Source organism: Burkholderia metallica (genome assembly GCF_902832845.1).
GTDB classification, from domain to species: Bacteria; Pseudomonadota; Gammaproteobacteria; order Burkholderiales; family Burkholderiaceae; genus Burkholderia; species Burkholderia metallica.
In genome coordinates this window covers 365123-378996 of sequence record NZ_CADFDB010000008.1, presented here as the reverse complement: position 1 = coordinate 378996, position 13874 = coordinate 365123, and the positions used below count along the sequence as shown (strand labels likewise).

Sequence of the window (13874 nt, the reverse complement as noted above, 5' to 3'; positions counted from 1 at the left end):
CGACGCGCGGATTTCGGCGTCGCGCGCCGGACGACCCGTCGCCCGGCAAACCCGGACGGTCGGCCGAAAGCGTTCGCGTATGATGGGCGCCACATCAAAACGATGCCGCGCGAACCGGCGCCCGCTCCGACCCATGCCCAATCGCACCACGCTGATCGACGCGACGATCGACCGCGTCGATACCAACCTCGTCCGATTCAAGGCCGACGTCAGGAAGGCCCCGCCATACCGTTTGACGATGCAGAACGTCTGCTACTTCGTCACGGCCGACGACGTCGACTCGGAAGCGTTCAAGCAGATCGAGAAACTGAAGCCCGGCATGCGGGTGCGCGCCTGCACCTTCGCGCATCGCGGCCGTCGCCGGATCGCGTGGATCAGAAGCGGCAACGTTGCCATCGCGCCGTACGACGTGGTCGCGCAAAAGCGGCGGAACCTGTCGCTGCTCGCGTGGGCGTCGTGCGTGCTCGTGCTGAGCCTGGGCATCGCTGCCGCGGCACTCCATTCGGGTTGGGCGTTCGTGTCGGCACTGGCCACCGTCGTGGCCATCGTCAGTCTGACGGGCAGCCTGCTCGCCATCGCCGGCCTGTCCGATCTGATCTTCCAGCCGCAGCGACGCGAAGCCCAGGATAGCTGGCAATGCGAACCGTCCGGTTTCGACGTGGAACGGAGCAGCCCATGACGAACCATGCGATGCAAACCACGTCCGGTCGCGTGACGGCCATCGGCCAGCAATCGATCGAAACGAAGGTCTGGAGCAACAACCTGGGTGCGACCACGCAAACAATCGAGGAAATCACGCTCCAGCTCGATTCGCTCGAGTCCCCGCTCGTATTCAGGACCAACCGGACGACACGCCTGTTCATCGCCGACGGCGATCGATTGAATGTCGCCTATACCGACGGCCAGGATCGCCGGATCGTCTACGGCATCCGCAACATGACCGACGGCTCGGCTTATCTGCTGCGCCCCGCCAAAATCGCCGGCGCCCGGACCGACCTCGTTGTCATGCTCGTTTGCGTGATCGCCGCCGCCGTGGTCAGCGGGATCGTATCCGCGGTGACGCTCAGCATGGAATCGACGTTCGACGTGTTTGCGCTGATCAGCGCGGCTGCCATCGGTTTGTGCGCGCTGAGTGCGCTCCTGCGCATCCTGTTCGGCGTGATCGTGTGGCCCGAAATCAGAAGACTGGCTCAGCCGGGCGGCAAACGCGAAATGCATGCGGCAACCCAGGCGCTGTCGCTCACGCAGGAAGAAACCCGGCACGTGCGCTTCATCTGACCACGCCGCTCGTGCGGGCGCACGAAGCTGCACGCGCCGGATCGCATCGCCGCGCACACCGGCTGATTCGCCGCCAGTGCGCGCCGCTCGTTCAGGTCGAACCAGGGCCGCCCGAACGCGCGTCGTCACTCAGATCAATCCGCGCACCGCCATCGCCGTCGCCCGCGTCGATCCGCACGTCGCCCGTTGCCGCGACGATCGCGTCGTACACGTCGTCCGTCACGCACACCACCGGCACCGCAATCGCATACAGCTCGGCGGCCACGATCGCGCCGATCGAGATGATCAGGTCGCGCTCCTTCAGCACGATCGCGACCGGCCCCGTGCCGTTGCGCACGGCCTCCGCCAGCACGCTGCTGCTCGAACTCGACCCCTTCGCGTGCGGCATCACCATCACCGTGCCGGCGAGGCTCGCGCCGGCCTGCGGATGCCCGCGATCGACGATCCTTCCCGCGCCGGAATCGTAGCCGCCCCAGAAGCTGAGCGGCTTGTCGAGCACGAACGGGCGCGCGCACGCGCGGCCCGGCACGAGCGTGTCGCCCGTCAATACGTTGCGCGTCGCGTCAGTCATCGAATCGCACCATTCCTTCATACGCCGACCGTACGCACTCGCGCATGCTGCCGTACGCGACGCTCACGCCGATGTTCGCGGGCGCATACGACGCCCATTTCCCCGAATTGGTCATCACGAGCCCCGACAGCTGCTTCATCACCGGCGTGATGTACGTGCAGGTATCGACGACGATCTGGATGCCGCGCGCGGCGAATTTCTCCGCGAGGCCGGCTTCGTCCAGCTCCCACAGGATGAACCGGCTCGTGTTCACGTAGAAATCGCAGGCCGGCTTGCCGTCGTACGCGTCGAGCAACGTATCGAGCGTGCGGAATTCGGCCAGCGAGAAATGCGGCGTGCCGAGCGCGACCGCGACGAGCGCATCGCCGGCCGCGCCGTGGTTCAACGTGCGGCGAATCTCGTCGAGATCGGCCATCGCGACGTCGACCGTGCGTGGCGCCGCCTGCCCATGCAACGCGGCGTCGAGCGTCGGCGCTTCGGGCGTCACGCCCACCGCATGAAACAGCGCGACCGCGCCGCTCGACGCGGCGGCCGCACCGAGCGCCTTGAGTTCGTCTTCGGTGGTGTCCGCCGGCAGCCCGACGATCGCCGGCACGATCGCGCCCGCGATCCGGCCGACCAGCAGCCCAAGCGCGGCGAAATGGATGTCGCGCGACGGCAGGCGGCTGAAGTCCGGCGCGTTGAACACGATCCGCGCGGCGCGGTTCGCTTCGACATGCAGCCCCGCGTACGGCGCGCGCCCGGTGATCGCGGCCGCCAGATCGAGAAAATCGCCGTAGCGGCTCGTGCGCGCGCCGAGCACCGAATTCGCGAACACGATCGCGTTCGATTCGGCCCACGCGATCTGCTCGCCTTTCGCCGGACGATTCTTCAACTGGTAAGGCGCGCACGTGAAGCTCGATTCGCAGCCGAGCTGCAGATGCGCGTCCATCAGGCGCTGCGCGTCGCGCTGGATCGTGCGGTCGCCGTGGTACAGCTCGGGATGGATCAGGTCGAGCGACCCGACGTTCAGCGTGGTCGGCACCGCGACCTTCGCGCCGGTCTCGACGAAATACTCGACGAAGTCGAGGCTCGTCTGGCCGTGGTACAGGCAGCCGTCGATATGCGCGGACGTGATGTCGATCAGGTGCGGCGCGGACATCACTTGCGCGGTGCGTGCGACGATCCGCATCGCGCGCGCGACGCCCTCGCCGAAATCCCCGCGCAGCATCGCGCTGTCGCGGTCGCTCAACTGCAGCATCGGTGGCTCCTCTGACGGGAACCGGCGGCGCCGGTTCACGAAATCCGTCAGGGGACTCTACAACTGGAAATAAAAACTGTCCAGATAGCAATCTATCCGGACCGTTTAAAAAACCAATTTACACATCTTCCCGCGGACAAAGAAACCAGTGGCTCTAATTTCGCCCCAGTTTGCCGCGAACGGTCGCCTAGCGTTCCGCGGTCACGCTGAACAATTCGTCGCGCAGCGCCTTCGCGCGGTCGCGGCCGAACTGCGTTTCGAAATCGTCCTGCGCGGCCTGCCACGCGACCAACGCCCGCGCGAACGTCCGCTCGCCGAGCTTCGTGAGGCTCAGCGCATGGGCGCGCGCATCGTGCTCGGACGCGGCCGTCGTGACGAAGCCGTCGCGCTGCAGCGGCTTCAGCGCGCGCAGCAACGTCGTGCGGTCCATCACCAGCGCATCGGCGAGTTCGCTCATCAGCAGGCCCGGCTGGCGCTTCATGTTCGCCATGATCGAGAACTGGGCGGGCGTGACGCCCACCGGGGCCAGATGGCGCTCGTACAGTTGCGTGACGAAGCGCGCCGCCTGACGCAGCGCGAGACAGTTGCACGCCTGGGCAATCGAGGTGTCGTTCATGCCTGGCAATTTATATGTGCATATGCATAAAGTCAATGTACACTCCGCCGTAACACGGCCGGCGGCCGGCCCTCGCGTCAAGGAGACGGACATGGACTACATCGACAAGCTGCGGATTTTCCGGTCGGTGGTGGAGATGCGCAGCTTCACGCGCGCCGCCGACATGCACGGCCTCGCGCGGCCCGTCGTGTCGCGCGCGGTCGCGGATCTGGAGGCGCGCTTCGGCAGCCGGCTGCTGCACCGGACCACGCGCCAGGTGTCGCTGACCGAAACGGCCGAGCGCATCTACGAACGCTGCGCGGCCGTGCTCGACGAACTCGACTCGCTCGAAGCGGAAGCGCAGGCGCCGACGCGCGAACCCGAAGGCCTGCTGCGGCTCGTCGCGCACACGACGGCCGCGCTGAACCGGCTGGTGCCGCTGATCGCCGGCTTCAAGGCCACGCATCCGAAGGTGCGCCTCGACGTGACGCTGACCGAGCGGCCCGTCGATCTCGTCGGCGAAGGCTACGACATCGGCATCGTCGTGCCCTACATGCTGACGAACGAATCGACCGTCGTGCGGCTGGTCGAGCGGATTCCGCTCGTGATCGTCGCGACGCCCGCGTACCTGCGCGCCCATGCGCGCCCGGTCGCGCCGGCCGATCTCGCCGAGCATTCGTTCGTGCCGATGTCGCCGTCGCTGCGCCGGCCCGCGCTGTCGTTCCGCGTCGACGGCGACTTGCTGACGGTGCCGTTCCGCTTCGACATCTCATCGAACAGCCCCGTCTTCAATCGCGAGATGGTGATGCACGATTTCGGGATCGGCGTCGTGCCGCGCACGCTCGTCGAAGCCGAACTCGCGTCGGGTGCGCTCGTGCAACTGCTCGAGGATGCCGATCTCGTCGACAAGTGCGTCGAGATCAAGCTCGCGTACGCGAACCGCGCGCTGCTGCCCGCGAAGGTCAAGGCGTTCATCGACTACACGGCCGCGTACTGCGACCGCGAAGGCTGGATCGTGCCGGCCGCGGCCTGACGCCGATTGGTACAGCCGCGACAACAATCTGATCCTGCCCCGCCGCTCGCTTCGCGCCGTATAGCCCCCTAACATGTGTACATGCACAAGACGACGCTCAACGATGACGATTGCTTCGCGGTCCGGCAAGCCGCCCGCCGGATCTCGCAGTTCTACGAGCGTTATCTGTCGCAGGCGGGCGTGACGCCGTCGCAGTACAGCATTCTCGCGCTGCTGCGCGACCGGCCGGGCCTGACGATGGCGACGCTGTCGGCCGTGCTGGTGATCGAACGCACCGCGCTGCTGCGCGCGCTCAAGCCGCTCGTCGGCGCGGCGCTGGTGGCCGGCCGGATCGAGCCGCCGTGCCGCGGCCAGACGTTCGCGCTGACCGCGCACGGCGAAACGAAGATCGCCGACGCGCAGGTGCACTGGCTCGCCGCGCAGCAGGCGTTCGAGCAGCGGTTCGGGTCGGCGCAGGCGGCCCGCCTGAGAGACGAATTGTTCCGGATCACGCACAACCTGCCGGAACGCTAGCCCCTTTCCCGATCGACGACACGTCGTCGATCGTCTTGATACGTGCATATACATAGGTGAATCGATGGATACGACCCAAGCCGCTGCGTCATCGCGTGAAGCAGCCACACCCGACCAGAGCGCGAAGCAACGGCGTCGCGTGCCGTGGATGCGCATCGCGGTGGGTGCCGTCATCGTCGTCGTCGCCGCCGCCGCGCTCGACTGGCTGTTCGTGCTGCGCTTCCAGGAGAGCACCGACGACGCGTATGTCGGCGGCGACGTGACGGTGCTCGCGCCGAAGGTCAGCGGCTTCGTCGACAAGATCCTCGTGACCGACAACCAGCGCGTGAAGGCCGGCGACGTGCTCGTGCAGCTCGATGCGCGCGACTACGACGCGAAACTCGCGCAGGCCACTGCCGAAGTCGACAGCGCGCGCTCCGCCGTGGCCGAGCTCGAGGCGAAGCAGCAGCTGCAGTTCGCGGTGATCGGCCAGCACGCGGCGGACAAGAACGCGTCGTCGGCCGAGCTGACGCGCGCCGCGTCCGACCGCGTGCGTTACCGTGAACTCGTGAAGTCGGACGCCGTCTCGAACCAGATCGTCGAGCGCGCGGACGCCGATTACTCGAAGGCCGGCGCCGCCGTCGAACGCAGCGATGCCGCGCTGCTCGCGTCGAAGCGGCAGCTCGACGTGCTCGGCGCGCAGCTCGCCGATGCGCGGGCCCGCGTGAACACCGCGCTTGCCGCGCAGCGCGTCGCCGCGCTCAACGTCGAATACACGACGATCCGCTCGCCGGTCGACGGCTACGTCGGCAACCGCACGGGCCGCGTCGGGATGCTCGCGAACGTCGGCGTGCCGCTGCTGACGGTCGTGCCCGCGTCCGGCCTGTGGATCGACGCGAACTTCAAGGAAGACCAGCTTCGCAAGATGCGCGCGGGCGATCGCGTCGACGTGTCGCTCGATGCGTCGAGCACGCGGCTGCACGGCCGCGTCGACAGCGTCGCGCCCGCCACCGGCGCGACCTTCAGCGTGCTGCCGCCCGAGAACGCGACCGGCAACTTCACGAAGATCGTCCAGCGCGTACCGGTGCGCGTGCATCTCGATCCACAGCCCGGTATCGAACACGTGCTGCGCCCCGGCCTGTCCGCGGTCGTGACCGTGCATACCGGCCACGCAGGCTGAACGGGAGACGACGATGACCACCGCGTTTTCCGGCGACCCGGCGTCGCAACCGACGAAGCAGCGCGTGTTCGCGTTCGCGCTGATGTGCGTCGGCTTCTTCATGGCGACGCTCGACATCCAGATCGTCGCGTCGTCGCTGCGCGACATCGGCGGCGGCTTGTCCGCCAGCCAGGACGAACTGTCGTGGGTGCAGACGGCCTACCTGATCGCCGAGATCATCGTGATCCCGATGTCGGGCTGGCTGTCGAAGGTGATGTCGACGCGCTGGCTGTTCGCCGCGTCGGCCGTCGGCTTCACGATCACCAGCATGCTGTGCGGCATCGCGTGGGACATCAATTCGATGATCCTGTTTCGCGGGCTCCAGGGTGCGCTCGGCGCCGCGATGATCCCGACCGTGTTCACCACCGCGTTCGTGCTGTTCCCCGGCAGGCAGCGGCTGATCGCGTCGACGACCATCGGCGCGCTCGCGTCGCTCGCGCCGGCGATCGGCCCCGTGATCGGCGGCTGGATCACCGATCAATGGTCGTGGCACTGGCTGTTCTACCTGAACCTCGTGCCCGGCATCGCGGTGGCCGCGCTCGTGCCGCGCTACGTGCACATCGACGAGCCCGACCTGAGCCTCATCAAGCGCGGCGACTATCTCGGCATCGCGCTGATGTCGGGCTTCCTCGGCTGCCTCGAATACGTGCTCGAGGAAGGCCCGCGCAAGAACTGGTTCGGCGACGACGTGATCGTGATCTGCGCGTGGATCTCCGGCATCTGCGGCTTCCTGTTCGTCGTGCATGCGCTGACCGCGAAGGACCCGGTCGTCGACCTGCGCGCGCTCGTCGTGCGCAACTTCGGGATCGGCAGCCTGCTGTCGTTCGTGACCGGCATCGGGATCTTCGTGACCGTGTTCCTCACGCCGCTGTTTCTCGCGCAGGTGCGTGCGTTCAGCTCGCTGCAGATCGGTATCGCGCTGCTGTCGGTCGGTGCGTTCCAGTTGATCGCGCTCTGCGCGTATGCGTTCGCCGCGCGCTACTTCAGCCTGCGCTCGCTGCTCGTGTTCGGGTTGATCTGCTTCGGGCTCGGCTGCTATCTGTACACGCCGATCACGCACGACTGGGGCTGGCGCGAACTGCTGCTGCCGCAGGCGCTGCGCGGCATCGGCCAGCAATTCAGCGTGCCGCCGATCGTGACGATGGCGCTCGGTTCGCTGCCGCAATCGCGCCTGAAATCGGCGAGCGGGCTGTTCAACCTGATGCGCAACCTCGGCGGCGCGATCGGCATCGCGGTGAGCGCGACGATGCTCAACGACCGGCTGAACTTTCATTACCTGCGCCTGAACGAGCACGTGAGCGCCGGCCAACCGCAGATCGCGTCCCTGCTCGATCGCCAGGCCGCGTACTGGGCGTCCGTGGCCGGCAATACGCTGAACACCGCGCAAGCCGGGCTCGCGAACCTGCACCACCTGATCTATCGCGAAGCGCTGACGCTCACCTATGCGGATGCGTACTACGCGCTGTCGCTGTGTTTCGTCGTCGCGCTGATCGCGGTCGTCTTCTCGAAACCCATTTCCCTGAACGCGCCGCCGCCGGACGCGCACTGAGGCTGAGGTCCTCTCCATCATGAAAAAACTTCTCGTCGCCCTCGCCGTCAGCGCACTCGCCGCAGGGTGTGCGGTGCAGCCCGCGCAGCATCCTGCGCTGCAGGACTCGGTTCGAACGCTCGCACCCGATGCGTGGGACATTGACGTGCCGCGCGCGGACATCGACGCCGCCGCGTGGTGGGCGCAATTCCACGATCCCGTGCTCGACCGGCTGATCGCCGCCGTGCTCGACGGCAACCTCGACCTGCAGGCCGCCGCCGAACGCGTGAAGCAGGCGCAGGCGCTGACCGTGCAGAAGCGCGCGGTGCTGCTGCCCGAACTCGACGCGACCGCGCACGCGGCCGACGCGCGGCAGAACACGCCGCCGCCGCTCGGCTACGTACGGCAGGCCGGCGCGGGGCTCGCGCTGAGCTGGTCGCCGGATGTGTTCGGCGGTGAACGGCTCGACCTGCTCGCCGCGCAGGCCGAGTTGGTCGGGCAGCAGCATGCGGAAGATGCGATGCGGCTCGCGCTCGCGGCCGACGCGGCTTCCGCGTACGTCGATCTGCGCTGGTCACAGCAGGAATTGAAGATCCTGCAGGACAACGCGAAGATCCGGCAGCATGCGCTCGAACTCACGCGCAAGCGGCAGGCGTTCGGGTTGTCGACCGAGCTCGACGTGACGCGTGCGCAGAACCAGCTCGATGCGCTCGAAGCACGGATTCCGCCGACGCAGGCGCAGATCGCGCATCAGCTCAATCTGATTGCCGTGTATTCGGGACGCACGCCGGAATCGGTCGATCGGCTCGTGCTCGCGCAGGCGGGGGAGATTCCGGCGCCGCCGGTGGGCGCGCCGGGGACGTTGCCTTCGCAGGCGTTGCTGCGGCGGCCCGATGTGCTGACGGCGTATGCGCAGGTCGAGCGGCGTGCCGCACAGGTGGGGGTGGCGAAGGCCGAACGGTATCCGAAGTTTTCGTTGAACCTGACGGACGGGATTCTGGCCGCTTCTTATCTCGGGTTGCCTACATTGACCGATAACCTGTTCAGTGCCGCGTTAAGCGCGACGAGTCCGATCTTCAATGCGGGGCGGATTACCGCCGATATCTCGCAGAGCGAAAGCCGGATGCGCGAATCGGAACTCGGGTTACGGCAGACGATGCTGCAGGCGTTGCGGGAAGTCGAGGATACGCGGGCGAATCTCGTCAGTTCCGACGAGGCGACGCGCAGGCTCGGGAGTGCGCTCGCGGCTTCGGACAAGGCGCTTGGGTTGGCGAATCAGCTTTATAAGGGCGGTGCGACGGATTTTCTGGATGTGCTGTCGGCGCAGGAAGTGTATCTGCGGGATTCGGATTCGCTCAATCAGGTCAGGCGCGAACATGCGCTGGCGGCGGTCGCGCTTTATCGGTCGCTTGGCGGTGGGTGGAGCAGGAATGACGCGGCGGGTGGGCCGGGGGTGGAGGCGGTGGCGAAGAACTGAAGCCGGCGCCTGATGCGAACGCACGCCGCGTGAACGGCCTGCGCCTTTATTCACACATCGCCCGCGAGATCATCCGGCAACGGGCCAGCGGTAGCCGATCACTTCATTCAACGGATACGCAAGTTCGCGCACTTCTTCCAGTTGATTGCCGCCGAAGAGATACACCTGTTCTTCATCGTGACGCAGGTAGAAACCGACATGCCCTTTCCAGCTAGCGGGATCGTCGCGCGTCAGAACGGCGATGCAGCCGTAGACCGGGCGCTCCAGCGGCCTGCCCCATTCGAGCCACGAACGCGCGAGCGCGGAGCCCGTGCCGCGAATGTCGGCGCGCGCCATGCACCAGTTGACGAACGACGAGCACCAGGAAATCTTGTCGTCGTAGCCGACCAGGTTCGTCTGGTTGTTGTATTCGACGATGCGCGGATTGATGCTGCCGGGCGGGTGGCGGCGGATGCCGAGTTCGGCCAGGGCGACGGGCATCCACGGCGGGTGGGCGGCGTTCGCGTTGCTCTCAGGATTGGATGGGGTCACGTCGTTCTCGGGCGAGTGTGATGTGCGCTCAATCTTCGCACGAATGCGGCGGCCGGCGGCGGCGCCCTGCTTCCTTGTGATTTCCTTTCGATCCGCTCGTATCATATCGGCAGCCTCCTCGACCTCCCTTGCTGCCATGCGCATTACGCCTCTGCCGCCCCTTCAGTGCCTCGTCGCGTTCGAAGCCGCCGTGCGGCACGCGAGCTTCACGAAAGCCGCCTCCGAACTGCACCTGACCCAAAGCGCGATCAGCCGCCAGATCCAGCAGCTCGAGGAATACCTCGGCCGCTCGCTGTTCGTCCGCGAGCATCGTTCACTGCGGCTGACCCTTGCCGGCGAGCAATACGCGACCCAGGTCCATCATCTGCTCACGCAATGCGCGGAAGCCACGCATGACGTGATGAAGCCGTACGGCGATCTCGAACTGACCATCGCATGCTCGTCGGGCGTCGCGCTGCTGTGGCTCACGCCGCGCCTGCCGAATTTCCGCGCCGCTTATCCGAACATCAAGCTGCGCTTGATCGTCAGAGACGGCCTCGCGTCGATGTCGCCGGCGGAATTCGACGTCGGCGTCTACTACGTGCGCCAGCAGGCGCCGGCCGAATACACCGCTCGCCGCCTGTTCGACGAGGAAGTCTTTCCCGTCTGCGCGCCCGGCTATCTGGCCGGCCGCACGCTCGACGCAGCCGACCTTGCGAACGAGACGCTGCTGCGCCTGGAAGATGGACAGCGCCAATGGATGTCGTGGCCCGAATGGTTCGACCAGAACGACATCGACCGGCAGAAGGCGCTGCCGCAGGACATCACGATCAATTCGTATCCGCAGATCGTACAGATGACCATTCTCGGCCAGGGCGTGTCGCTCGGCTGGCGCTACATGATCGACGCGTGCATCGAGGCCGGCCTGCTCGTGCGCGTGACGGAAGCCTCCGCGAGCCACGGCGGCGGCTATTACGTGATCTCGCCGAACGACCGCGCGCAGAACCAGGCCGCGCGCCTGTTCACACGCTGGCTGTTCGAACAAGCGGAGAAGCAGATCGCGTCCTGATCGCGATGCATGCGCGTAGCGCATGCGTGCATGCAAATCTTTCGTTTCAGAAAAAAATCGCGCTGTCCTTAGCATGGGGTTCACGCGGGGCGCCCGTCCCGTCTTCTGGCAAAGGAAGAGACCATGCAAGGAACGCTTTCCCCGCGCGCCGCGCCTGCCGTCGATGCGGCAGTGCAGCAGCGTCGCCGCGCCATCGTCGCGACCGTGATCGGCAACGGTCTCGAATGGTTCGATTTCACCGTCTACAGCTTCTTCGCGGTCATCATCGCGAAACTGTTCTTTCCGACCGGCAACGAACTGACGTCCGTGCTGCTGACCGTCGCGACGTTCGGCGTCGGCTTCTTCATGCGGCCCGTCGGCGGCATCGTGCTCGGCATCTACGCCGACAAGGTCGGGCGCAAGGCCGCGCTGTCGCTCACCATTCTCATGATGGCAGCCGGCACCGCGCTCATCGGGCTCGCGCCGACCTACGAACAGGCCGGCATCGCCGCGCCGCTGCTGATCGTCGTCGCGCGGCTGCTGCAAGGTTTCTCGGCCGGCGGCGAGATGGGCGGCGCCACCGCGTTCCTCACCGAATACGCGCCGCCGGAGAAGCGCGCGTACTACTCGAGCTGGATCCAGTCGAGCATCGGCTTCGCGGTGCTGCTCGGCGCCGCGACCGGCACCTTCGTCACGACGTCGCTCGACGTGCAGGCGCTGCATAGCTGGGGCTGGCGACTGCCGTTCCTGCTCGGGATCATCGTCGGACCCGTCGGCTATTTCATCCGCAGCCATATCGACGAGACGCCCGCCTTCAGTGCCGTCGAGGCGCAGGCCAAAGAAAGCTCGCCGCTGAAGGAAGTGCTGTCCACCTACCCGCGCGAGACGTTCGCGAGCTTTTCGATGGTCATTCTGTGGACCGTCTGCACGTACGTGCTGCTCTTCTACATGCCGACGTATTCCGTGCGCACGCTGCATCTGCCGCAATCGACCGGGTTCGCAGCCGGCATGGTCGGCGGGCTGATGATCATGTGCTGCTCGCCGATCGTCGGCAAACTCGCCGACGTGTGGGGACGGCGCGTGTTCCTGTCCGGATCGGCGCTTGCGATCTTCGTGCTCGCGTGGCCGATGTTCGCGTGGATCAACCATGCGCCCGGGTTCACGTCGCTGATCGTGTTCCAGGCCGTGTTCGGCGTGCTGATCGCGACTTATACCGGGCCGATCCTCGCGGCGTTCGCCGAACTGTTCCCGACCAAGGTGCTATCGACCGGGCTGTCCGTCGCCTACAACTTCGCGGTCACGATCTTCGGCGGCTTCGCGCCGTTCCTGATCACGTGGCTCATCGCCCGCACCGGCAGCAACATGGCGCCGGCCTTCTACGTGACCCTCGCGGCGGCCGTCAGCTTCATCGGAACGCGCTTCGTGAAGGACGCCAGGCGTGCCGCTTCCGTCAATCGATAAGGATCCCTCTCCATGACCATTACCGTGCTTCAAGGCGGCAACGTACTCGATCTCGAACGGGGCGTGCTGCTCGAACATCATCACGTCGTAATCGACGGCGACCGGATCGTCGAAGTGACCGATCGGCCGGTGGATTTTCCGAATGCGCACCGCATCGACGTACGCGGCAAGACCGTGATGCCGGGGTTCATCGATTGCCATGTGCATGTGCTGGCTTCGAATGCGAATCTCGGCGCGAATGCGACGCAGCCGAACATTCTCGCGGCGATTCGCTCGTTGCCGATTCTCGATGCGATGTTGTCGCGCGGGTTCACCAGCGTACGCGATGCAGGCGGCGCGGACTGGAGCTTGATGCAGGCGGTCGAGACCGGGCTGGTGTCGGGGCCGCGTATTTTTCCATCGGGAAAGGCGTTGTCGCAGACCGGCGGGCACGGGGACTTTCGGCCTCGCGGGGACTTGCTGGAGCCTTGCTCGTGCTGTTTCAGGACGGGCGCGATTGCGCGCGTGGTGGACGGGGTCGAAGGTGTGCGGCTCGCGGTACGTGAAGAAATTCAGAAAGGCGCGACGCAGATCAAGATCATGGCGTCGGGTGGCGTCGCTTCACCGACCGACCCGATTGCGAACACGCAATACTCCGAGGACGAGATTCGGGCCATCGTGGATGAAGCCGAGGCCGCGAATACTTATGTGATGGCACACGCGTACACGGGGCGGGCAATCGCGCGGGCGGTGCGCTGTGGGGTAAGGACGATCGAACACGGCAATCTGGTGGACGACGCGGCGGCGAAACTGATGCACGAGCATGGCGCGTTCGTGGTGCCCACGCTTGTCACGTATGACGCGCTCGCGAAACACGGCGCGGCGTTCGGGATGCCGCCCGAGTCAGTGGCAAAGGTGGCTTCCGTTCAGCAGAAGGGGCGCGAATCGCTGGAAGTCTATGCGAACGCCGGCGTGAAGATGGGATTCGGGTCGGATCTGCTCGGGGAAATGCACGCATTTCAGTGCGGGGAGTTCCGGATCCGGGCCGAGGTGCTGGGGACTCTGGAAGCGCTCCGGTCGGCGACGACCGTCGCGGCGGAAATCGTCAACATGCAGGGCCAGCTCGGGGTCGTGGCGGCGGGAGCGATCGCGGATCTGGTCGTGCTGGACGGGAATCCGCTCGAGGATATCGACGTGGTGGCCGGTCAAGGCGAGCGCGTCGAATATGTATTGCAGCGGGGGAAGGTTGTGAAGGCGCGGGCGGGTTAGGGTGGGTTCGCGGTTGCGGGGATTTGTCGCCGGATCGTTTGACGGCTCCGTTGCTTGCTTCGAGCCGGACGATCGAAACAACGAGCGAACGATCATGGTTCGCACTTTTTTGAATGATCGGCGATCGGTGACGGTCCATCCTGCTACGTCGAACGCCTGCTCCTGCCCGTCGCG

The 13874-nt window shown here is 66.1% G+C and carries 14 protein-coding genes; 10 read left to right on the top strand and 4 right to left on the bottom strand.

What is annotated here, in order from left to right; genetic code table 11:
• Window positions 1–79: 79 nt before the first annotated feature.
• Window positions 80–679, top strand: coding sequence for a hypothetical protein (locus HWX08_RS23360; RefSeq protein WP_069259358.1), 600 nt, complete (start codon window positions 80–82; stop codon window positions 677–679).
• Window positions 676–1278, top strand: coding sequence for a hypothetical protein (locus HWX08_RS23355; RefSeq protein ID WP_174921245.1), 603 nt, complete (start codon window positions 676–678; stop codon window positions 1276–1278). The genes HWX08_RS23360 and HWX08_RS23355 overlap by 4 nt, the downstream gene beginning before the upstream one ends.
• A gap of 91 nt (window positions 1279–1369) precedes the next feature.
• Here the strand turns inward: HWX08_RS23355 and HWX08_RS23350 are convergent, their stop codons facing one another.
• The 3 genes from HWX08_RS23350 to HWX08_RS23340 form a co-directional block, all read right to left on the bottom strand.
• Complete coding sequence (locus HWX08_RS23350; RefSeq protein WP_069259356.1) at window positions 1370–1849, bottom strand: aconitase X swivel domain-containing protein; 480 nt, start codon at window positions 1847–1849, stop codon at window positions 1370–1372.
• The gene (locus tag HWX08_RS23345) at window positions 1842–3089 is read right to left on the bottom strand and encodes an aconitase X (protein ID WP_174921246.1); all 1248 of its coding nucleotides are present in this window, start codon (window positions 3087–3089) and stop codon (window positions 1842–1844) included. Before HWX08_RS23345 ends, HWX08_RS23350 begins: the two co-directional genes overlap by 8 nt.
• Window positions 3090–3276: 187 nt before the next feature.
• Window positions 3277–3705, bottom strand: coding sequence for a MarR family winged helix-turn-helix transcriptional regulator (locus tag HWX08_RS23340; RefSeq protein ID WP_069259354.1), 429 nt, complete (start codon window positions 3703–3705; stop codon window positions 3277–3279).
• Between the two features lie 91 nt (window positions 3706–3796).
• Here HWX08_RS23340 and HWX08_RS23335 point away from each other — a divergent pair, with 91 nt between their 5' ends.
• From HWX08_RS23335 to HWX08_RS23315, 5 genes are all read left to right on the top strand, one after another.
• Window positions 3797–4717, top strand: coding sequence for a LysR family transcriptional regulator (locus tag HWX08_RS23335; protein ID WP_107310251.1), 921 nt, complete (start codon window positions 3797–3799; stop codon window positions 4715–4717).
• An 81-nt stretch (window positions 4718–4798) separates the two neighbouring features.
• Window positions 4799–5230 carry a MarR family winged helix-turn-helix transcriptional regulator gene (locus HWX08_RS23330; RefSeq protein ID WP_069259352.1) on the top strand — a complete coding sequence of 144 codons (432 nt, stop codon included), beginning with the start codon at window positions 4799–4801 and terminating at the stop codon, window positions 5228–5230.
• A gap of 64 nt (window positions 5231–5294) precedes the next feature.
• Entirely contained in the window at window positions 5295–6389 is a 1095-nt protein-coding gene (locus HWX08_RS23325; protein WP_174921247.1) for an HlyD family secretion protein, read from the top strand.
• A gap of 13 nt (window positions 6390–6402) precedes the next feature.
• Window positions 6403–7977 carry a DHA2 family efflux MFS transporter permease subunit gene (locus HWX08_RS23320; RefSeq protein WP_069259350.1) on the top strand — a complete coding sequence of 525 codons (1575 nt, stop codon included), beginning with the start codon at window positions 6403–6405 and terminating at the stop codon, window positions 7975–7977.
• 19 nt (window positions 7978–7996) lie between these two features.
• Complete coding sequence (locus HWX08_RS23315) at window positions 7997–9433, top strand: efflux transporter outer membrane subunit (RefSeq protein WP_174921248.1); 1437 nt, start codon at window positions 7997–7999, stop codon at window positions 9431–9433.
• Between the two features lie 69 nt (window positions 9434–9502).
• On the opposite strand, the gene HWX08_RS23310 is transcribed toward HWX08_RS23315, so the two are convergent.
• Complete coding sequence (locus HWX08_RS23310) at window positions 9503–9913, bottom strand: TIGR02594 family protein (RefSeq protein ID WP_174921304.1); 411 nt, start codon at window positions 9911–9913, stop codon at window positions 9503–9505.
• A 187-nt stretch (window positions 9914–10100) separates the two neighbouring features.
• On the opposite strand from HWX08_RS23310, the gene HWX08_RS23305 reads away from it, so the two are divergent.
• The 3 genes from HWX08_RS23305 (at window position 10101) to HWX08_RS23295 (ending at window position 13700) form a co-directional block, all read left to right on the top strand.
• Window positions 10101–11012, top strand: a complete 912-nt coding sequence (locus tag HWX08_RS23305; RefSeq protein ID WP_069259347.1) for a LysR substrate-binding domain-containing protein — start codon at window positions 10101–10103, stop codon at window positions 11010–11012.
• Window positions 11013–11135: 123 nt separating this feature from the next.
• Window positions 11136–12452, top strand: coding sequence for an MFS transporter (locus HWX08_RS23300; RefSeq protein WP_174921249.1), 1317 nt, complete (start codon window positions 11136–11138; stop codon window positions 12450–12452).
• Between the two features lie 12 nt (window positions 12453–12464).
• Window positions 12465–13700 carry a metal-dependent hydrolase family protein gene (locus HWX08_RS23295; protein ID WP_174921250.1) on the top strand — a complete coding sequence of 412 codons (1236 nt, stop codon included), beginning with the start codon at window positions 12465–12467 and terminating at the stop codon, window positions 13698–13700.
• The last annotated feature ends 174 nt before the right edge of the window (window positions 13701–13874 follow it).

Coding starts and splice junctions, on each gene's coding strand:
- HWX08_RS23360 (WP_069259358.1), top strand. CDS start 80: ATGATGGGCGCCACATCAAAACGATGCCGCGCGAACCGGCGCCCGCTC.
- HWX08_RS23355 (WP_174921245.1), top strand. CDS start 676: ATGACGAACCATGCGATGCAAACCACGTCCGGTCGCGTGACGGCCATC.
- HWX08_RS23350 (WP_069259356.1), bottom strand. CDS start 1,849: ATGACTGACGCGACGCGCAACGTATTGACGGGCGACACGCTCGTGCCG.
- HWX08_RS23345 (WP_174921246.1), bottom strand. CDS start 3,089: ATGCTGCAGTTGAGCGACCGCGACAGCGCGATGCTGCGCGGGGATTTC.
- HWX08_RS23340 (WP_069259354.1), bottom strand. CDS start 3,705: ATGAACGACACCTCGATTGCCCAGGCGTGCAACTGTCTCGCGCTGCGT.
- HWX08_RS23335 (WP_107310251.1), top strand. CDS start 3,797: ATGGACTACATCGACAAGCTGCGGATTTTCCGGTCGGTGGTGGAGATG.
- HWX08_RS23330 (WP_069259352.1), top strand. CDS start 4,799: ATGCACAAGACGACGCTCAACGATGACGATTGCTTCGCGGTCCGGCAA.
- HWX08_RS23325 (WP_174921247.1), top strand. CDS start 5,295: ATGGATACGACCCAAGCCGCTGCGTCATCGCGTGAAGCAGCCACACCC.
- HWX08_RS23320 (WP_069259350.1), top strand. CDS start 6,403: ATGACCACCGCGTTTTCCGGCGACCCGGCGTCGCAACCGACGAAGCAG.
- HWX08_RS23315 (WP_174921248.1), top strand. CDS start 7,997: ATGAAAAAACTTCTCGTCGCCCTCGCCGTCAGCGCACTCGCCGCAGGG.
- HWX08_RS23310 (WP_174921304.1), bottom strand. CDS start 9,913: ATGCCCGTCGCCCTGGCCGAACTCGGCATCCGCCGCCACCCGCCCGGC.
- HWX08_RS23305 (WP_069259347.1), top strand. CDS start 10,101: ATGCGCATTACGCCTCTGCCGCCCCTTCAGTGCCTCGTCGCGTTCGAA.
- HWX08_RS23300 (WP_174921249.1), top strand. CDS start 11,136: ATGCAAGGAACGCTTTCCCCGCGCGCCGCGCCTGCCGTCGATGCGGCA.
- HWX08_RS23295 (WP_174921250.1), top strand. CDS start 12,465: ATGACCATTACCGTGCTTCAAGGCGGCAACGTACTCGATCTCGAACGG.